An 18,050-nucleotide genomic window follows, 5' to 3' on the forward strand; every position below is an offset into this window, starting at 1 on the left:
GCGGCTGGAATGATTTGAAAGGGGATGTTGTGAAAATTCTTTTGCTGGCCGGCGACGGCATCGGACCGGAAATTATGGCGGAAGCCGAAAAGGTGCTGATGGCGCTGAATTTACCCGTCACGCTGGACCGTGGGTTGGTCGGCGGCGTTGCTTATGCCGCCACGGGACATCCTCTGCCGCCTGAAACCGTTGAAAAAGCCCGCGCATCCGATGCTGTGCTGTTCGGCGCGGTTGGTGATTTTCGATATGATCATGTCGAGCGCCATTTGCGCCCCGAACAAGCGATTTTGGGCATTCGCACGGCGTTGGGTCTTTTCGCGAACCTGCGCCCCGCCCAAGTGTTTTCGGGCCTTGAAGAACATTCGGCGCTGCGCCCCGAAGTGGCAGCGGCCATTGATTTGCTGATCGTACGCGAACTGAACGGCGACGTATATTTCGGCGACAAGGGTATGCGCCAAACCGCCGATGGCCAGCGCGAGGGATATGACGTCATGTCCTATAGCGAAAACGAAGTCCGCCGCATCGCCCATGTGGCGTTTCGTGCGGCCCAAGGTCGTCAAAAGCGCCTCTGTTCCGTTGATAAAGCCAATGTGCTCGAAACATCGCAATTGTGGCGTGACGTGATGATCGAGGTTTCGGCAGAATATCCCGATGTTGAATTGACCCATATGTATGTCGACAATGCGGCCATGCAGTTGGTGCGCAATCCTGGCCAATTTGACGTGATCGTGACGGGCAATTTATTTGGTGATATTTTGTCCGATCAGGCCTCTATGTGCGTTGGTTCCATCGGCCTGTTGGCATCGGCATCGCTGGGCGAAGGGAAGCTGGGTCTGTATGAACCCATTCATGGCAGCGCCCCTGATATCGCAGGCAAGGGCATCGCCAACCCCTTGGCGATGATTTTGTCACTGGCTATGTTGCTGCGTCATTCGGGCGGCGACGAAGCGAGCGCAGCGCGGATCGAAGCCGCCGTTGCAAAAGTATTGGCCAGCGGCGCACGCGGCGCCGATCTGGGCGGAGATATGAGCACATCGGCATTGGGTGATGCTGTTGTTGCTGCCTTATAACGGACTGAGTATATGAAAAAGACAACCGGCTTTGATCGCAGCAAGACGCGCCAATGGCAGCCTGCAACACAGGCTGTCCGTGGTGGAACGTGGCGCAGCGAGCATGGGGAAACGTCCGAGGCTTTGTTCCTAACCTCGGGCTATACCTATGACAGTGCAGAAATCGTTGCGGCACGCTTTGCGGGCGACGAACAAGGCATGACTTACAGCCGGTTGCAAAATCCAACGGTGGCGATGCTGGAAGAACGCATCGCCCTGTTGGAAGGGGCTGAAGCTTGCCGTGTTCAAGCGACCGGCATGTCGGCGATGACCACGGCTTTATTGTGCCAATTGTCGGTGGGCGACCATCTGGTGGCCGCGAAGGCTGCCTTTGGAAGCTGCCGTTGGTTGGTCGACAATCTGCTGCCCCGTTTCGGTATCGAAACCACGGTGGTTGATGGCCGCGACCTGAAGGCTTGGGAAGAAGCCATTCGTCCCAATACGAAAGTCTTTTTCTTTGAAACCCCCGCCAACCCGACGATGGATATCGTCGATTTGCGCGGTCTGTGCGACATCGCAAAGGCGCATGGCATCACCACGGTGGTGGACAATGCCTTTTGCACCAGCGTCATTCAAAAACCGATGGATTTTGGCGCGGATATCGTCGCCTATAGCGCGACAAAGTTGATGGAAGGCCAAGGCCGCGTGTTGGCAGGGGCCGTCTGCGGCAGCGAGGCCTTTATCAACGATGTGCTGATGCCATTTCAGCGCAATACGGGGCCGAACCTGTCGCCGTTCAACGCATGGGTGGTTCACAAGGGTTTGGAAACGCTGGAACTGCGCGCACGCCGCCAGTCGGAAAATAGCTTGGCGGTGGGCCGCGCCATCGAGCATCGCGTGTCGCGCATCTTGCACCCCGGTTTGGAAAGCCACCCGCAATTTGAACTGGCACAAAGCCAGATGGCGATGTGCGGCCCGATTTTCTCGTTCATCTTGGATGGTGGCCGCGAACAAGCCATGGCCTTTTTGAACGCTTTGGAATTGGTCGATATCAGCAACAATATCGGCGATGCACGCAGCTTGTGCTGTCACCCTGCGTCAACGACCCATTTCAGTGTCAGCGCCGAAGCGCGGGCGGATATGGGGGTCGTTGAGGGGATGCTTCGTATCAATATCGGCTTGGAAGATCCCATTGATCTGATTGCCGATATGGAGCAAGCATTGACGCAGGTCGGACTTTAAGGGATTTTCCGCCCATCATGATGGAATCCTTCTTCCCCTATGTGTCCATAACGGGCCCGATCACTGTACGTGTGGCGGTCAGCTATTTGGCAGAACAATCTCTGCCCGCCTTGGGGCGTTGGTTCTGGTCATATCATATTCGACTGGAAAATCATGGTGATGTCGCCGCGCAATTGATCAGCCGCCATTGGTTGATCACCGACGGCAATGGCGCGCTGAGCGAAGTTGAGGGCGAGGGGGTCGTGGGCGAACAGCCTGTGCTGCTTCCTGGCGCCTCATACGACTATGTGTCCGGTTGCCCCTTGTCGACCACCGAAGGGTCGATGGAGGGCAGCTATTTAATGGTCTTGGCGGACGGCACAGAAATGCTGGTCGTCATTCCCCACTTTCTTTTGACTGCACCGGCCACAATCCCATGAAAAGAACACATCTTCCCCTTAACGCTTTGCGGGTATTTGATGCGGCGGCCCGCCACCTAAGCTTTACCCGCGCGGCGGATGAACTGGCGGTGACCCCTGCGGCGGTCGGCCAACAAATCCGCGCGTTAGAAGATATGCTGGGCGTCGTTCTGTTTCGCCGAACCCCCAAAGGGTTGGAACTGACGGGTGAGGCGGAGGCTGGCCTAGAGGCGCTGCGTCAAGGGTTTTTGCAATTTGAAGAAAGCGTGCGCGCGATGCAGGCGGGCCAAAGCTCGCAGTCGCTGACCATTGCCGCGCCGCGGGATTTTACCGCCAAATGGCTGGCCCCGCGCTTGGCCCGCTATAGCCAAGGCGCGCCGGACGTGCGCTTCACCTTGGTCGCATCGGACGATGGTATTGATTTTACAGAGGCCAATTTGGATTTGGCCATTTTATGGGCCGAAAATGCTGGCGAGCATGAAGGGGTGGCATTGAACGGTCAGGGATTGATCGAAATTGCTAGCCCTGATGGCAACAGCGATCATGTGATTAGCTGGCCGGGTGCTTTGCACGCCGAACAGGACCCATTGCTTCGCTTGGGCGATGCAGGTTTGGCCATTGATGCAGCGGCTAGTGGCTTGGGCCGCGCGGTGGTGCCAGCCTTGTTGGCCGCGGGCGATTTGGCCGCGGGCCGTGTGCGCAAAATTGGCGATGCGGAGGAAATACGCAAAGGCTATTGGTTGGTCGCGCCCTTGCCGCAATGGCGACAAGCCAAGGTCAAAGCATTGGTGGCCGCGCTGAGTGCGGAGGGTTAAACGTACCGCCTAAGTGATGATAGCCATGCAGATATAGAAAATGCGCCAATCCGATTGGGAATGGCGCATTTTTTATATCTGCGTGGTCGATGGCGGACCAACTAGGTCTTAAGCATCAATGGCGTCATCATCCAAGGTCGCGGCATTGGCCTGAATGAATTGGAAGCGGTGTTCGGGGTGTTTGCCCATCAAGCGGTCCACCAAGTCCTTGACCTGATGTCTTTCTTCATATTCTTGCGGCAAGGTGACGCGCAGCATCGAACGGCTGCTGGGGTCCATCGTCGTTTCTTTAAGCTGGTTGGCGTTCATTTCTCCAAGGCCTTTGAACCGGCCAACCTCCACCTTTTTGCCTTTGAATATGGTGCGTTCCAATTCAGCGCGATGCTCATCGTCGCGGGCATAAGCGGATTTTGCGCCGGATGTCAGGCGATAGAGCGGGGGCTGGGCCAGATAAATATGACCGCGCCGCACAATGTCCGGCATTTCTTGGAAAAAGAAAGTCATTAACAAAGTGGCAATATGCGCGCCGTCAACGTCAGCATCGGTCATAATGACGATGCGTTCATAACGCAGTCGATCTGCGTCGCAGTCCTTTCGCATACCGCAACCCAAGGCAAGGGCCAGATCGGCGATTTCCTGATTGGCGCGGATTTTGTCGGCGCTGGCGCTGGCGACGTTCAATATTTTACCACGAATGGGCAAAATCGCTTGGGTCTTGCGGTCCCGTGCTTGTTTGGCGCTGCCGCCGGCGCTGTCGCCTTCGACGATGAACAATTCGGTGCCCTCTGGCCCATCATTGGCACAGTCGGTCAATTTGCCAGGCAAGCGCAATTTGCGGGCGCTGGTGGCGGTTTTGCGTTTAACCTCGCGTTCGGCTTTGCGCTTCAGCCGCTCATCCATCCGGTCGATAACCAAGCCCAAAATGGCGCGGCCACGGTCCATATTGTTCGACAAATAATAATCGAAATGGTCGCGGATTGCGGCCTCGGTCAGGCGCGAAGCCTCTGGGCTGGTCAGGCGGTCTTTGGTTTGGCTTTGGAATTGCGGGTCACGGATGAACACCGACAGCATCATTTCGCCGCCGTTGAACACATCTTCGGGTGTGATTTGCGCGGCCTTCTTTTGCCCGATCAATTCACCAAAGGCGCGCAACCCCTTGGACAAAGCAGCGCGCAGGCCGCTTTCATGCGTGCCGCCAGCGGGCGTCGGAATGGTATTACAATAATAGCTGTAGCTGCCATCGGACCATAAAGGCCATGCGATCGCCCATTCCGCGCGGCCTTGTTCATCGGGAAAATCTTGCCGCCCGACAAAAGGTTCGGCGGCGGCGCATTCGCGATTGCCGATTTGTTCTTTGAGATGGTCTGCCAAACCGCCGGGGAATTGGAATGTGGCTTCGGCGGGTGTGTCATCCCCAATAAGTTCGGGGGCGCATTTCCAACGAATTTCGACGCCTGCGAACAAATAGGCCTTGGAACGGGCCAGTCGATACAGGCGGTTCGGGCGAAAACGATTATGGTCGCCAAAAATGCTGGTGTCCGGCGTAAAGGATACGCTGGTGCCGCGCCGGTTGGGGGCTGCGCCAACTTCGGTCACAGGGCCAAGGCTTTTGCCCTGCGAGAAAATCTGACGATATAATTTCCTGGCGCGCGCAACCTCGACGATGGTTTCCGTGGACAAAGCGTTAACCACACTGATCCCCACGCCGTGCAAACCGCCAGATGTCGCATAGGCTTTGCCTTCGAACTTACCGCCCGAGTGCAAAGTGGTTAAAATCACTTCGAGCGCCGACTGGCCCGGATATTTGGGGTGCGGGTCGACGGGGATGCCACGCCCATTGTCGGTAATCGTCAGGCGGTTGCCGACATCCAGCGTGATCTCGATGCGGGTGGCATGGCCCGCCACGGCTTCGTCCATGCTATTGTCCAGCACTTCGGATGCCAGATGATGCAGGGCGCGTTCGTCGGTTCCGCCAATATACATGCCCGGCCTGCGCCGGACAGGCTCCAGCCCTTCGAGAACCTCAATTTGCGAGGCATCATAATTTTCCACAGCGGGCTGGGAGGCGTCGAACAAATCGTGACTCATGCGACAGATATAGGGGGCAGGGAAGGGCGCTGGCAAGGCCAGTTTTTCCATTTGCGCTGGCCAGCAGCGCGTTGGAAATTTTCAAATCTTGAAAAGATTATAAGATATTTATCAGATAATATAAAGAGAATTATCATATTATCGAGGAACAATGAAAGAAGGCGGACGTTGCGCAGCCGACACTTCGTCAAAAAAGTGGAGGAAAATAATATGAAATTCATCGCTCTCCTTGCAGTAACCACAGCTGCGGTTGCCGCTGTTCCGGCCATGGCCCAGTCAAACGACCGATCGGAACATTTTAACGGCGGATATATCTCCGTTGTTGGCGGAAAAACCATGCAGAATAACGACACGGGCGAGAGCTTGGTGTTCGACACTGACGGCGATGGTGTGTACGATAACATACCGCAAGTTGGCGGCGTCGATGTTTTTACCGCCGGCTGTAACGGTGCCGCACGAAGCGCCGCTGCGCTGGATTGTCGCAACGATAAGGATGGCTGGGAATATTATGCCCGCGCCGGTTATGACCGCCGCATGGGCAATTTCGTTATCGGTGGCCTGATCGAAGCTGGCAAGAATGATTCGACCGACAGTGTCAGCGGTTTCACCCCCACTGATTTTTATACCATGACCCGCAAAGCCAAGTGGAATGCTGGCGCACGTCTACGTGCCGGTTATACACCCAATGGCGGTGCGCTTTTTTATGTGACGGGCGGTGGGGCTTATGCGCGTTTGAAAAACAGCTTTAGCACCACGGACGCCGTGAACATCATCAGCGACAGCGGAAACAGCAACGCGTGGGGCTGGTCGGCTGGTGGCGGCGCCGAAGTGATGGTCGCCAAGAATTTGTCCTTGGGCGTCGAATATCTTTATACCGACATTAAGGATGACGATTATGCTGCGAACATTGCGGCACCAGCAACACCATCAGCCGTAACTTTGGCCGATGTTCAGCGTAGCAATCAAAATTTCCGTACCCACTCCGTGCGTGGCAGCTTGAACTTCCGTTTCTAAGTCATCGGCTTGGTTCGCATGAAAAGGGCCTCATATCCATGGATATGGGGCCCTTTTTTGAAATTCTGCTCGGGTGAATACGCTGAACCAGCCGATATTCAACCGTCTCTATTGGGGTTGGGGGCAGGGAAAATCACGAAATTCCCATTGGCGCTGCTGACCAATTTATCATGTTGATAAAGCCGCGCTTCAATATTCGCTACGCGCTTGCCGCGGTGAATGATCGTTGCTTCGCAGGTCAACCGACCTTCGCTAATCCGAATATGATAATTAAATTTCATTTCCAGCGTCGCGCACCACATATCGAGCGGCAGCACGCTGGTGAGCGCTCCGCCCATTGCGGTGTCAGCCAAGCTATAGGCCACGCCGCCATGGGCGGCTTGTTGGGGACTGAAATGTTGCTCCGCGTTAATATCAATCGCCATAACGCATCGGCCATCGCCGCGTTGGACCATTTCAAGGCCCAGCGCGCGCGCAAATGCAAAATCGGGATTATAGCTTCGCAATTGACGCCCCAACGCGAAATTAGCGGACGCGCGGTCCGCCAAATGGCGGCGGCGGCGGCGGACGGCGAGTGCCGCGTGGCAATTGCGCTTGATAGGCACGGCCACAATGTTCGACGCAATAAGGGAAGCCAGGGTTGACCGCGTCACCACAGAAGTGGAAGTCCGGCTCGCCCGGGTGGCCCATCGGCCAGCGGCAAATTCGGTCGTTCAGGTCCAGCAAACTGGTTTTGTCGGCAATTTCTGGGCTTGGCTTGGCAGGAACCAAACGGCGCGGCGGGGCCGGCGGAATCGGTGCCTGCTGATCGCCAGGACCTTGGCGGATAAAACCACCTGGGCCAATGGAAACAATCCGTGGGCCTTCTGGTTTTGGCGGAGCTTCGCTGGCATCACCTGCGGCGGCGACCGGCGCAGCGGGGGCCGGCATGGGCTTGGCTTCAGGGCGCGGCGGTGTTGGCGCAGCAGGGCGCGGCGCAGCAGCGCGAACTGGCGCGGCTGGCGTCGCGGCGGCGGGCGCCGGTGTCGGCGCGGCCTTTGGCGCGGCAGGTGCCTTGGCCGCCTTGCTCTTGTCCGCCGACTTTACGGGCGACGGACGTGATTTCAGACCCAAGCGGTGCGCTTTGCCGATCACGGCGTTACGGCTGACACCGCCCAGCTCTTCGGCGATCTGACTAGCCGTCAGGCCTTTTTCCCACATGGCGCGCAAACTATCGATGCGCTCATCAGTCCATGACATATATTATTCCTCAATCTTCTCACGCGGGACGGCACAATATTTATTTGGCATGTCATATGCCATAAATGAAGGGCCATCTTGCGGTAAGGTCAGGGAGGCGATAGGCCAGTTTCTTATGAACAACCAGCCCAAAATTGCGACATCCGACATGCATGACACCGATCAGGCTCAAAAAAAATCATTCCATTTTTCGGAACCTGGCGTGCCGCAAATCCGATCTTTGAACCTCTCTGGCCTACGAGCCCTCTATGTCAAGGAGGTGAAGCGGTTTTTCAAGGTCCACATGCAAACAATCTGGGCGCCAGCTATTACCACTTTATTGTTTCTGGTGATTTTCACCGTGGCATTGGGGCGCGGTGATCGACAGGTGATTGGCGTTCCGTTTGCGGACTTTATCGCGCCAGGGTTGATCATGATGGCGATGCTGCAAAATAGCTTTGCGAACAGTAGCTTTTCTTTGTTGGTTGGAAAAATCCAAGGCACGATTGTTGATTATCTGATGCCGCCGATTGGCACAGGGGAATTGATCGTCGCGGTGGTTGCGGCCTCGGTTACCCGCGCCTTATTGGTTGGATGTGCCTTGTGGTTGGCCATGTTGGCGTGGCCGGGGGTCCATGTGGTGCCGCAACATTTGTGGGCCGTGGTGGTTTTCGCGCTGCTGGGTTCGGCATTATTCGGCTTTTTGGGTTTAATCACCTCCATTTGGGCCGAAAAATTTGACCATGCGGCTGCTGTCACCAATTTTGTCGTGACGCCGCTGGCTCTGCTGTCGGGCACATTTTATTCGATTGAAAGTCTGGCTGGCTGGTTCCAGCAGGTCGCCCATGCCAACCCTGTCTATTATGCGATCATGGGCTTTCGTTATGCCTTTGTCGGCACAGTGGATACGACGATCGCAAACCCGATCATGGTGGCGATCATGATGCTGACTGCCGTCAATCTATTGTTGGCGGGCTTGTCCTATGGACTGCTGAAATCAGGCTGGAAAATTAAGGCCTAACGGACGAACCACGAAAAAGACAATAAGCAATAAGGGCGCGCTCAGATGATCTGGCGCGCCCTTAATCTATTCCGTGTTTCGCGGTGCTTGGGGACTTCCGCCGAAGAACCTGAAACGGGGCTTAGTGTCGATGGATATTGCGAACCTGATAGCGTCCTTTGGTCAGTCCTTCGAACATCGCATCAATTTGCGGATGGTCGATGGGGCCTGACTTGCTATCCTCAATCAGATTTTGCTGGCTGACATAGGCAACATAGCTGCTGTCATCATTTTCCGCGAGCAAGTGATAATAGGGCTGATCTTTGGACGGGCGGATCGCTTCGGGAATGGCGTCATACCATTCATCGCTGTTGTTAAACACAGGATCGACGTCGAAGATCACGCCGCGAAAATTGAACATCCGGTGACGTACAATATCGCCGGGTGCAAAATTCGCTTTGCCGATCAGGGGGGCAGCGTTCCATTCGCCGCTGTCATGAATATGGGTCGCTTTGTGGGGCATCGTCTTGCATATCTATGAGGAGGAACGAGAAGTTCAAGAGGCTTTGGCCGCTCAAACATGAAGCTAGGATGAAGGTTGCATGCGATATGCTGACCCTGCTGAACAGTTGAGAGGATACCTTTAAAAGTTATTCATTAATATATGAAATATATTAATATATCAGTGAAAGGGATGGTATCTCTTGGGCGTGTTTGAAATAAAATGTGGAAAGCGTCGCTTGCTTGAGAAATTATACTGTCATGCGAGCGGCTTTCTCCGCAATTCTCGCTGCGCATTTGGGCGACGTTTTTTTTAAAAAAATTACGATCGATGATATGAGCAAGGTTGCGGGGTTGCGATAGCTTGTGACCATAGCTGTGCCGATTGGTGTGCGATAGGCTGCCTTCGGACGTTGTCGGGGGAGAGGATTTTTACCTCATGACAACCCAAATGTCATGGATGTCTGACCCGATACCATGGATTATACCATGCTATGATGGGCTGGAAATGACTATGGGTTTGGGCCGATGAATGGGGGCTTTACTCCCCCAAGAGGGGAGGTGTTCTTATTGTGGGCTGTGGTCGGATCAGGCTTACTGTGAACAGTAAACTGGAGGAGAGTGAGGGATTCGAACCCTCGGTACCGTTGCCGGCACTTCGCATTTCGAGTGCGACGCTTTCGACCACTCAGCCAACTCTCCTCGCTGAGGAGGCCGCCTCTAAAGGGGGAATCAGGGTCTGGCAAGCGCTATTTGAAAAAATGTCATAAAAATCACATGTTCTGAATGGGCTGAAGCGAAACGGCGCCATCCTTCATGTTGGTTGGAAAGGCGGTGGCTGTGGTGAACATAGGATGCTACCCATCATATCTATAAAAGATCAGCCAAAGAGCGGGAGAGTTTATGCCATTGACCGGTGTGCGCGTGCTTGATTTCGGGCGCTATATTGCGGGACCATATTGTGCGACGCTGCTGGCCGATTATGGCGCCGATGTGATCCGTGTGGAATCGCCAGAGGGCAATGATGATCGTTACAATGTGCCAGCAGCCCCAGATGGGTCCGGTGGAATGTTCCTGCAAATGAGCCGGAACAAGCGTTGTTTGACCCTGCGGCCATCAACACCCCAAGGGCAGGAGATTTTACGGCGTCTGGTCAAATCTGTCGATGTGATCATTGCCAATCTGCCCGATCAGGTTCTGGAAAAATTGGAACTGGATTATGATCATGTCAGCGCGATCAACCCACGGGTCATTCTGGCCACCGCATCCTCTTTTGGATCGACGGGGCCGCTGTCCAATCATGTGGGATTTGACGCGGTTGGCCAAGCCATGTCCGGTGCAGTCTATTTTAGTGGGACCGACAAACAGCCATCGCGAAGCCAAGTCAATTATGTCGATTTTGGAACGGCACTTCATTTGGCCTTTGGCGTGATGGCCGCACTGCGCCACCGCGACGCGACGGGCAAGGGCCAGCGGGTGTCGGCATCTCTGTTGGGCACGGCGATAGCCTATAGCAACAGCTTGACCATCGACGCTGCTGTGAATGGCACGGACCGCGCGCCCATGGGCAACCGCTCCTTCAGTTCTGGGCCGACAGATGTATTTCAAACCAGCAATGGCTCTGTCATCACGCAAGTTGTCGGCAATGCCATTTTTGCCCGTTGGGCGCATATGGTGGACGCCCCCGAATTGGTCGACGACCCGCGCTTTGGAACCGATATTGATCGCGGGGAAAATAGCGCGCTGCTGTGCGCCATCATGCAAAATTGGTGCCGTGATAAAGACAATGAAACCGTGCTGGCGACATTGGGCCGCGCCCGCGTACCGGCTGCGCCCGTGCTAAAACCATCGGATGTGCTAGCCCATCCGCAGGTCCAAGCGATGGGACTGGCGGAACCCATGAGCTATCCAGATTTGCCTCGTCCCGCACCCGTGGTTCGCGCGCCAATTTTATTGTCCGACAGCCCAAAGCAAGTGCTGCGGGCAGCCCCCATATTGGGGGAAGGGCGGGACGATATCTTGCGGGATTTGGGTTATAATGACACGGAAATACAAGCCCTTGTTGAGGCAGATGTGGTTTAGATTTTGCGAAGCCCCCGTGGATTTGTGATGATGAAAATTTCGCCCAATCAATTATGGTGCTGGCGTGACCAATGGGCCGCATAGCGCCATTTTATGATGATATAGAGAATTTAGGGAGCCGTTGATGACCGATCAGACAGCATATGTTCCGCCAAAAATTTGGAAATGGGACAAGGAAAGCGGTGGGCGTTTCGCTCAAATTAATCGGCCGATTGCAGGTCCAACGCATGACAAGATTTTGCCAGTGGGACAGCATCCGTTGCAGCTTTATTCCTTAGGCACGCCCAATGGGGTCAAGGTCACCATCATGCTCGAAGAATTGCTGGCGGCGGGCCACAGCGGCGCGGAATATGATGCGTGGTTGATTAACATCAGTGACGGCGATCAATTTTCGTCGGGATTTGTAGACATTAACCCCAACAGCAAAATTCCGGCGTTGGTGGATCATAGTGTTGGCGAACCGCTGCGGGTTTTCGAAAGCGGTTCGATCATGATCTATCTCGCAGAAAAATTTGGCGCCTTTCTGCCAACCGAGACCCGCGGGCGCACCGAAACCTTGTCATGGCTGATGTGGCAAATGGGCAGCGCTCCATTTTTGGGCGGCGGCTTTGGGCATTTTTATGCTTATGCGCCCATCAAGATTGAATATGCGATCAACCGCTATGCGATGGAAGCCAAGCGGCAGTTGGACGTGTTAAACCGGAATTTGGCGGATCGGGAATATATCGCTGGCGCCGATTATAGCATTGCGGACATGGCGATTTGGCCATGGTATGGATTGACGGTCAAAGGTTTAGCTTATGAATCCGGCGAATTTTTGCAGGTTCAGGAATATGAACATGTGAACCGCTGGGCGGATCAACTGGCCTTGCGTCCGGCTGTGCGCCGCGGCCGCATGGTAAACCGCGTGCAAGGCGACCCCGCCAGCCAGCTGCATGAACGACATGATGCGTCCGATTTTGATACCAAGACACAGGATAAATTGGCCGATCAAAATTAACTCATATCGGCTTTGGCGGCGCAGATGCCGCAAAGAATCAGTCGGTGCGGTGAGTATGGTTTTTGCTCATCGCATTGACATTTTATTCAATATCGGTTGCGGGGGCGTTGCGGCATCTTCGGGCTGCTTTGGCCGGTCAAATGACGATTTTGGTCATCTATGCGGAATATATCCGCTATGACGTAGCGTTAAGAGGCGTCTGAAATTCGCCGGAAACCAACAGATTTGCCAGCTTTTTCCCGCGCATCTTCCCGTTTACGTAAACGATAGTCGTTGATACAGTGGAAACAGAAAATTACCGTCGATGGGAGAATGAAAATGGAGATGGAGTTCAGCCCAGAAGAACTCGCCTTCCAACAAGAAGTCCGCACATTCATCGCTGAAAATTATCCCGCGCAATTGCGTGGCAAGCAGGATGAAGGGGATGAGTTGAGCAAGGAGGATTTCCTCGCTTGGCACAAGGTTTTATATGAAAAGGGTTGGATCGCGCCGGCTTGGCCCGTGGAATATGGCGGCACCGGATGGACGCCAACCCAACGCTTCATTTTCTCCGAAGAAACCGCGCGCGCAGAATGCGTGAAATTGATGCCATTCGGCCTGACCATGGTGGGGCCGGTTATCTATACTTTCGGCACGCCGGAACAAAAGGCACGCTTTTTGCCCCGCATCTTGTCGGGCGAAGATTGGTGGTGTCAGGGATATTCCGAACCAGGCGCAGGGTCGGATTTGGCGTCGCTTCGCACCGCGGCTGTTCGCGAGGGCGACGAATATATCGTCAACGGCCAAAAAACATGGACGACCTTGGCCCAACATGCGGACTGGGGCTTTTTCTTGGTGCGCACCAACAAGGATGCCAAGCCACAAGAAGGCATTAGCTTCTTGTTGATCGACATGAAAACACCCGGAATCACCGTGCGCCCCATCATTACCTTGGGCGGCGAGCATGAAGTGAACGAAGTGTTTTTGGAAAATGTTCGCGTTCCAGCCGATCAACTCGTCTATGAGGAAAATAAGGGTTGGACCTGTGCCAAATTCCTATTGGCCCATGAACGCACGGGCATTGCCGGTGTTGCATCATCCAAGCGTGGTCTTGAAAAGGTCAAAGAAATCGCCCGTACCGAAGTGGACGGCGACAAGCCCTTGCTGTCCAACGCTTTCTTCAAGCGCAAAGTCGCGGAATTGGAAATCGACCTGACGGCGCTGGAATTCACGGAATTGCGCGGCTTGGCTGGCCCCAATGCCAATAAAGGCCCCGGACCGGAATCCAGCTTGCTCAAGATTAAGGGCAGTGAAATTCAGCAACGCTTGACCGAACTGACGCTCGAAGCTGTGGGCCATTATGGCGCGCCATATTTCCGCGGCTTTGACGAAGGCGACAATGCCCATCCAATTGGGCCAGATTATGCCCACCGCGCTGCGCCGACCTATTTCAATATGCGAAAAACTACCATTTATGGCGGGTCGAATGAAATCCAGCGCGGCATTATTGCAAAGATGGTGCTTGGCCTTTGACAGAAAAATGATGGCGCGGCCAATCTGCGTGGAATGGCAAAGACCATGTCTGCAGATTGGCTGACGCTGATGGGAAGAGGGATGTAAGATGGATTTCACCTATACCGAAACACAGGATATGATCCGCGATACTTTGTCGCGTTTTCTGAGCGATAGCTATGATTTCGAACATCGCCAGAAATTGATTGCCAGCGACGCTGGCCGTGATCCCGGTGTTTGGAAGGCGTTGGCACAGGATTTGGGTATGCTGGGCGCTGCCTTTTCCGAAGAACAAGGCGGTCTGGGCGGCGGCGCGCTGGAACATGCGATCATCATGGAAGAAATGGGCAAGGTCTTGGCCGTAGAACCCTATATTCCAACGGTTGTTGTCGCGGGCAGTGCGCTGACCGCCGTCGGTGGTCCTTTGGCTGAACAAATGATCCCCGCGATCATTGGGGGCGAGGCCATTGTTGCTTTTGCCTATGCCGAACCACAGGGCCGTTATAATCCAGCCAACCTGCGCACCACCGCCAAGAAAGAAGGCGGATCTTATGTGCTGAACGGCCATAAGGCGGTTGTTTATGCGGCGCCTTGGGCCACGCATTTGCTGGTCACGGCCCGCACGGGTGGCAGCCAAAGCGAACGGGATGGCATTTCGTTGTTCCTAATCGACGCCAAGACGGCGGGTATTTCGCGTCGTGACTATCCCACCGTTGATGGCAATCGGGCGTCCGAGGTGTATTTTGAAAATGTATCGGTTCCTGCCGATGCTTTGCTGGGTGCCGAAGGCGGGGCCTTGCCACTCATCGAAAAAATCATGGACGAAGCCACCGTCGCCATTTGCGCCGAGGCTGTGGGCGTGATGCATAAATTGCATGAAGGAACGTTGGAATATACCCAGCAGCGCAAGCAATTTGGCGTGCCCATTTCCAAGTTCCAAGTGTTGCAGCATCGCATGGTTGACATGTTCATGGAATGGGAACAGTCCAAATCCATGACATTGATGGCGACGCTGAAGCTTGGCCTGCCCGACAATGAACGCAAGGCTGCAGTGTCGGCCTGTAAAGCCAAGGTCAGCCGTGCGGCGAAATTTGTTGGTCAAAATGCCATCCAAACCCATGGCGGCATTGGCATTACGCAGGAATTGGCGATCGGCCATTATTTCAAGCGGGCAACCTTGATCGAAGGTCAATTTGGCAGCCATGATTTCCACATGGACCGTTTCGAACAATTGGTTCTGCCCGACTGATCGGGAATGAAGGACCATGAAAAGGGCCGGATCGCCACATGCGATCCGGCCCTTTTCCTATTCCTTTTTTTGACCTTTGCAGTCGTTGTTGTTCGGGGCATTCGGCTGCACACGGGCCAAGTCCGGCGGGGCCTGATCCACCGATGCTTCGGCACGGTCGCGGTAAACGGATGCCCGCGATAAAAGCATAAGGGTGACGGGGGTGGTGATGGTGATGAAAATGAAAATCAAAATTTCATGAACCACCGGCCGCGTCTGAAGCACGGAAAAGCATATCATGGATGCGCTTAACACCAAAATCGAACCCATAGAGGTTCCCAATCCGGGGGCGTGCGCGCGTTCATAAAAGCTTTTCAGGCTGACAAGGCCGATCGTGCCCAGCAAGGTCAAGGACGCACCAGACAGCAGCAAAATGCCAACAATCAAGGCGGCCCAGCCGGGAAGATTGGGAGCTTGGATCATTCGATAACCTCCCCACGCATCAAGAATTTTCCGATGGCGACCGTTCCGGTAAAGCCGAGCAATGCGATCACCAAAGCCGCCTCAAAATATAAGGTACGGCCCGTTTGCACGCCATAGGTGATCAATAGCAACATGCCGCTGACATAAAGGGAGTCGAGCCCCAATGCCCGATCTTGGGCGCGTGGCCCGCGCAACATGCGATAAGCGCCGCACAGCATGGCAAGGCCCAATAAAATCTGGGCCGACGTGATGACGAGGGCGAATAGCAAGGCGCTCATTCGAAAATCTCCATCAACAAGGGCTCATAGCGGTCCTTCATCATCGCAACCCATGCCTCTTTTTGCGTCAGGTCCAGCATATGGATCAGGATCATATGGCGGCTGGGGTCATGCTGGATCCACAAGGTGCCAGGTGTGGCCGTCAAAATGATCGACAAGGTCGCAAGCGCATAAGGACTGCGGAGCTGAACGGGCATCAGCACGAAATCGGCTTCACGGTCTTTTTTGCCGAACAAAATGATGCGCGCCGTCAAGATATTGGATTGGATAATGTCCAACGCAACATAATAGGCCAGTTTTGGTATCGCCCACCCCAATTTTAAGGCCGGTTTTTCCGGCAGTAAGGCCAACATGGTCCGCGACACCAAAATGGCGATGACGCTAGCCAACAAAATATGGCCGGGCGAAAATCCGGTCAACAACACCCACATCGAAAAGATACAGGCAGACAAAATCGGATATGGAATAAGCCTTTGTATCATAACGGACTTGCCCCCGTGCCGATCATATTGGGGTTTATTGCTATCGGCGCGACGCTTTCTGCTGGGGGAGCCGAGCGGATTTCAATTGGCAGCGGTTCTGGCACAGGACCAGCGTTGCGGATATAATCGGCAGGATTGTACAAAGCATTGGTCGTCGCTTCCATAAACAGCATGACGGGACCGGCCGCGACCATCAATCCCAAGCATACGCTAAGCAGCAGGGCAATGGGGGTCACTTCAATGATGCTGAGGTGGGCGGGGCTATCTTCGCCCGGCGTCCACAGCAAATCAATGCCAGCGCGGGTCATCACCATCATGGTCGCCAGACCAGACAGAATGAGCAGGCCGATCATCGTCCAATGTGGCGGCGCAATTACGACATTGCCGAACAAGGCATCGATAATCGCAAATTTCGCGATAAAGCCCGACAGGGGCGGTAAGCCAGCCAATAGCAAGGCGCAGAAAATAAAGCCGCCACCCAAAATGGCGATGGTGCCGGGAATGACGACGCCGACTTCATCCTCATCCTCCTGATATTTGGCGGTGCCGATATATTCGTCGTCGAACACGGGTTCCAACAGGCCCTCGATCTTGTCATCTTCGTCGGCGTTACGCTGAACCGGTTCGATGATCAGATATAAGGCGCTGACTGCTAGTGTCGAACTGATCATGTAAAATAGCATGGCAGACGTCAGCTTTTCACCGCCAATACCGATGGATGCCAGCAAAGTGCCCGATGAAACCAACAGATAATTGCCCGCAACCCGCGACAATTGACGCGCAGAAAACAGGCCGATGGTCCCAAAGGCCATGGTGGCAAGGCCCGCATACATCAACCAATCATTGGCAAAGCCCGCCGCGCCGCCGGCCCCTTTGCCGAACAGCAAAAAGGACAAGCGCAGGATGATGTAAATGCCGACTTTGGTCATGATCGCAAATATGGCGGCGACGGGTGGAGCGGCTGCCGCATAGGTGCGGGGCAACCAAAAACATAGCGGCCAAATGCCTGCCTTCACCAAAAAGGCCGCGCCCAAAATCGCGGCGCCAGCTTCTAGGACCGCCAAATCTTCGCTATGTGTATTGGCAAGGCGAACGGCCAGATCCGCCATATTCAATGTCCCCGCCACCGAATAGAGCAGCGCGACACCAATGAGGAAGAGCAGGGATGCGGTGATGTTGATGGTGATATAATGCAGGCTGGCGCTGGTTTTTTCGGTGCCAGAACCATGCAAAATCAGACCATAGCTGGCGGCCAGCAAAACCTCAAAGAAAACAAAGAGGTTAAATATGTCACCGGTCAAAAATGCGCCATTCAGGCCCATCAACAACAGGAGGAATAGGCTGTGAAAACGCGGCCCGCTTTGGTCCCACCGCGCGGTGGCATAGAATAAGGATGTGAAGCCCAATATGCTGGTGAGCAACAACATGATCGTTGATAAACGATCAGCGACCAGCACAATGCCAAATGGCGATGGCCAATTGCCCAGTCGGTAAACCATGGGCCCGCTATCGATGCTTTGCGACACGGACCAAAGCAAAGCCGTTGCTGTCGCCACCAACAGCGCCGCTGTGGCCAAGCTAATGCTGCGCTTCAGCGTCCGCCGCCGTTCATTCAGCGCCAACATCGCGGCGCTGGCGATCAGCGGTAACAGGATTGGGATGATGATAAGATGTTGCATGA

General features: G+C 54.7%; 18 protein-coding genes and 1 tRNA gene. 10 read left to right on the plus strand and 9 right to left on the minus strand.

Annotation, left to right across the window (positions count from 1 at the left end; all coding sequences use genetic code 11):
• The first annotated feature begins 29 nt into the window (after positions 1-29).
• Genes leuB through LKO31_RS00490 form a run of 4 tightly spaced genes read left to right on the plus strand, consistent with a single transcriptional unit; the run spans position 30 to position 3,504 of the window.
• A complete protein-coding gene (gene leuB, locus LKO31_RS00475) occupies positions 30-1,070 on the plus strand; it encodes a 3-isopropylmalate dehydrogenase (protein WP_227688122.1) in 1,041 nt (346 codons plus the stop codon).
• A gap of 12 nt (positions 1,071-1,082) precedes the next feature.
• Entirely contained in the window at positions 1,083-2,291 is a 1,209-nt protein-coding gene (locus tag LKO31_RS00480) for a trans-sulfuration enzyme family protein (RefSeq protein WP_227688123.1), read from the plus strand.
• A 20-nt stretch (positions 2,292-2,311) separates the two neighbouring features.
• Positions 2,312-2,710 (plus strand): Co2+/Mg2+ efflux protein ApaG, encoded by a 399-nt coding sequence (gene apaG, locus LKO31_RS00485; protein ID WP_227688285.1) that lies wholly within the window; start codon positions 2,312-2,314, stop codon positions 2,708-2,710.
• Positions 2,707-3,504 (plus strand): LysR family transcriptional regulator, encoded by a 798-nt coding sequence (locus LKO31_RS00490; RefSeq protein WP_227688124.1) that lies wholly within the window; start codon positions 2,707-2,709, stop codon positions 3,502-3,504. Before apaG ends, LKO31_RS00490 begins: the two co-directional genes overlap by 4 nt.
• Positions 3,505-3,612: 108 nt before the next feature.
• On the opposite strand, the gene parE is transcribed toward LKO31_RS00490, so the two are convergent.
• Positions 3,613-5,592 (minus strand): DNA topoisomerase IV subunit B, encoded by a 1,980-nt coding sequence (gene parE, locus LKO31_RS00495; protein WP_227688125.1) that lies wholly within the window; start codon positions 5,590-5,592, stop codon positions 3,613-3,615.
• Between the two features lie 210 nt (positions 5,593-5,802).
• Here parE and LKO31_RS00500 point away from each other — a divergent pair, with 210 nt between their 5' ends.
• Complete coding sequence (locus LKO31_RS00500; RefSeq protein WP_227688126.1) at positions 5,803-6,606, plus strand: outer membrane protein; 804 nt, start codon at positions 5,803-5,805, stop codon at positions 6,604-6,606.
• A 98-nt stretch (positions 6,607-6,704) separates the two neighbouring features.
• Here LKO31_RS00500 and LKO31_RS00505 read toward each other — a convergent pair whose 3' ends face one another.
• Both LKO31_RS00505 and LKO31_RS00510 read right to left on the minus strand, forming a co-directional pair.
• Positions 6,705-7,112: a PaaI family thioesterase gene (locus LKO31_RS00505; protein WP_227688127.1), complete on the minus strand. Its 408-nt coding sequence runs from the start codon at positions 7,110-7,112 to the stop codon at positions 6,705-6,707.
• A gap of 19 nt (positions 7,113-7,131) precedes the next feature.
• Positions 7,132-7,845, minus strand: a complete 714-nt coding sequence (locus LKO31_RS00510; RefSeq protein WP_227688128.1) for a GcrA family cell cycle regulator — start codon at positions 7,843-7,845, stop codon at positions 7,132-7,134.
• Positions 7,846-7,960: 115 nt separating this feature from the next.
• Between LKO31_RS00510 and LKO31_RS00515 the strand changes: the two genes are divergently transcribed.
• Entirely contained in the window at positions 7,961-8,845 is an 885-nt protein-coding gene (locus LKO31_RS00515; RefSeq protein WP_227688129.1) for an ABC transporter permease, read from the plus strand.
• Positions 8,846-8,966: 121 nt separating this feature from the next.
• On the opposite strand, the gene hspQ is transcribed toward LKO31_RS00515, so the two are convergent.
• Positions 8,967-9,347: a heat shock protein HspQ gene (hspQ, locus tag LKO31_RS00520; protein ID WP_227688130.1), complete on the minus strand. Its 381-nt coding sequence runs from the start codon at positions 9,345-9,347 to the stop codon at positions 8,967-8,969.
• Between the two features lie 590 nt (positions 9,348-9,937).
• Positions 9,938-10,027 (minus strand) — tRNA-Ser (locus LKO31_RS00525).
• A 201-nt stretch (positions 10,028-10,228) separates the two neighbouring features.
• Here LKO31_RS00525 and LKO31_RS00530 point away from each other — a divergent pair.
• The 4 genes from LKO31_RS00530 (at position 10,229) to LKO31_RS00545 (ending at position 15,147) form a co-directional block, all read left to right on the plus strand.
• Positions 10,229-11,407, plus strand: coding sequence for a CaiB/BaiF CoA transferase family protein (locus LKO31_RS00530; protein WP_227688131.1), 1,179 nt, complete (start codon positions 10,229-10,231; stop codon positions 11,405-11,407).
• A 124-nt stretch (positions 11,408-11,531) separates the two neighbouring features.
• On the plus strand, positions 11,532-12,407 hold the full coding sequence (gene yghU, locus LKO31_RS00535; protein ID WP_227688132.1) for a glutathione-dependent disulfide-bond oxidoreductase: 876 nt from the start codon (positions 11,532-11,534) through the stop codon (positions 12,405-12,407).
• A gap of 318 nt (positions 12,408-12,725) precedes the next feature.
• Positions 12,726-13,919: an acyl-CoA dehydrogenase family protein gene (locus LKO31_RS00540; RefSeq protein WP_227688133.1), complete on the plus strand. Its 1,194-nt coding sequence runs from the start codon at positions 12,726-12,728 to the stop codon at positions 13,917-13,919.
• A gap of 88 nt (positions 13,920-14,007) precedes the next feature.
• Positions 14,008-15,147 (plus strand): acyl-CoA dehydrogenase family protein, encoded by a 1,140-nt coding sequence (locus tag LKO31_RS00545; protein ID WP_227688134.1) that lies wholly within the window; start codon positions 14,008-14,010, stop codon positions 15,145-15,147.
• 57 nt (positions 15,148-15,204) lie between these two features.
• Here the strand turns inward: LKO31_RS00545 and mnhG are convergent, their stop codons facing one another.
• Genes mnhG through LKO31_RS00565 form a run of 4 tightly spaced genes read right to left on the minus strand, consistent with a single transcriptional unit; the run spans position 15,205 to position 18,048 of the window.
• A complete protein-coding gene (gene mnhG, locus LKO31_RS00550; RefSeq protein WP_227688135.1) occupies positions 15,205-15,609 on the minus strand; it encodes a monovalent cation/H(+) antiporter subunit G in 405 nt (134 codons plus the stop codon).
• Complete coding sequence (locus LKO31_RS00555; RefSeq protein WP_227688136.1) at positions 15,606-15,887, minus strand: K+/H+ antiporter subunit F; 282 nt, start codon at positions 15,885-15,887, stop codon at positions 15,606-15,608. Before LKO31_RS00555 ends, mnhG begins: the two co-directional genes overlap by 4 nt.
• Complete coding sequence (locus LKO31_RS00560; RefSeq protein WP_227688137.1) at positions 15,884-16,369, minus strand: Na+/H+ antiporter subunit E; 486 nt, start codon at positions 16,367-16,369, stop codon at positions 15,884-15,886. Before LKO31_RS00560 ends, LKO31_RS00555 begins: the two co-directional genes overlap by 4 nt.
• Positions 16,366-18,048 (minus strand): monovalent cation/H+ antiporter subunit D, encoded by a 1,683-nt coding sequence (locus LKO31_RS00565; RefSeq protein WP_227688138.1) that lies wholly within the window; start codon positions 18,046-18,048, stop codon positions 16,366-16,368. The genes LKO31_RS00560 and LKO31_RS00565 overlap by 4 nt, the downstream gene beginning before the upstream one ends.
• Between the last annotated feature and the right edge of the window lie 2 nt (positions 18,049-18,050).

The organism is Sphingopyxis yananensis, assembly GCF_020687785.1.
Lineage (GTDB): Bacteria > Pseudomonadota > Alphaproteobacteria > Sphingomonadales > Sphingomonadaceae > Sphingopyxis > Sphingopyxis yananensis.

Excerpts from the sequence above, each read along its gene's own strand:
- LKO31_RS00515 (WP_227688129.1), top strand. The coding sequence starts at position 7,961 with ATGAACAACCAGCCCAAAATTGCGACATCCGACATGCATGACACCGAT.
- parE (WP_227688125.1), bottom strand. The coding sequence starts at position 5,592 with ATGAGTCACGATTTGTTCGACGCCTCCCAGCCCGCTGTGGAAAATTAT.
- yghU (WP_227688132.1), top strand. The coding sequence starts at position 11,532 with ATGACCGATCAGACAGCATATGTTCCGCCAAAAATTTGGAAATGGGAC.
- LKO31_RS00560 (WP_227688137.1), bottom strand. The coding sequence starts at position 16,369 with ATGATACAAAGGCTTATTCCATATCCGATTTTGTCTGCCTGTATCTTT.
- LKO31_RS00510 (WP_227688128.1), bottom strand. The coding sequence starts at position 7,845 with ATGTCATGGACTGATGAGCGCATCGATAGTTTGCGCGCCATGTGGGAA.
- apaG (WP_227688285.1), top strand. The coding sequence starts at position 2,312 with ATGGAATCCTTCTTCCCCTATGTGTCCATAACGGGCCCGATCACTGTA.
- LKO31_RS00545 (WP_227688134.1), top strand. The coding sequence starts at position 14,008 with ATGGATTTCACCTATACCGAAACACAGGATATGATCCGCGATACTTTG.
- LKO31_RS00490 (WP_227688124.1), top strand. The coding sequence starts at position 2,707 with ATGAAAAGAACACATCTTCCCCTTAACGCTTTGCGGGTATTTGATGCG.
- LKO31_RS00565 (WP_227688138.1), bottom strand. The coding sequence starts at position 18,048 with ATGCAACATCTTATCATCATCCCAATCCTGTTACCGCTGATCGCCAGC.
- LKO31_RS00555 (WP_227688136.1), bottom strand. The coding sequence starts at position 15,887 with ATGAGCGCCTTGCTATTCGCCCTCGTCATCACGTCGGCCCAGATTTTA.
- LKO31_RS00530 (WP_227688131.1), top strand. The coding sequence starts at position 10,229 with ATGCCATTGACCGGTGTGCGCGTGCTTGATTTCGGGCGCTATATTGCG.
- LKO31_RS00540 (WP_227688133.1), top strand. The coding sequence starts at position 12,726 with ATGGAGATGGAGTTCAGCCCAGAAGAACTCGCCTTCCAACAAGAAGTC.
- hspQ (WP_227688130.1), bottom strand. The coding sequence starts at position 9,347 with ATGCCCCACAAAGCGACCCATATTCATGACAGCGGCGAATGGAACGCT.
- LKO31_RS00500 (WP_227688126.1), top strand. The coding sequence starts at position 5,803 with ATGAAATTCATCGCTCTCCTTGCAGTAACCACAGCTGCGGTTGCCGCT.
- LKO31_RS00480 (WP_227688123.1), top strand. The coding sequence starts at position 1,083 with ATGAAAAAGACAACCGGCTTTGATCGCAGCAAGACGCGCCAATGGCAG.
- mnhG (WP_227688135.1), bottom strand. The coding sequence starts at position 15,609 with ATGATCCAAGCTCCCAATCTTCCCGGCTGGGCCGCCTTGATTGTTGGC.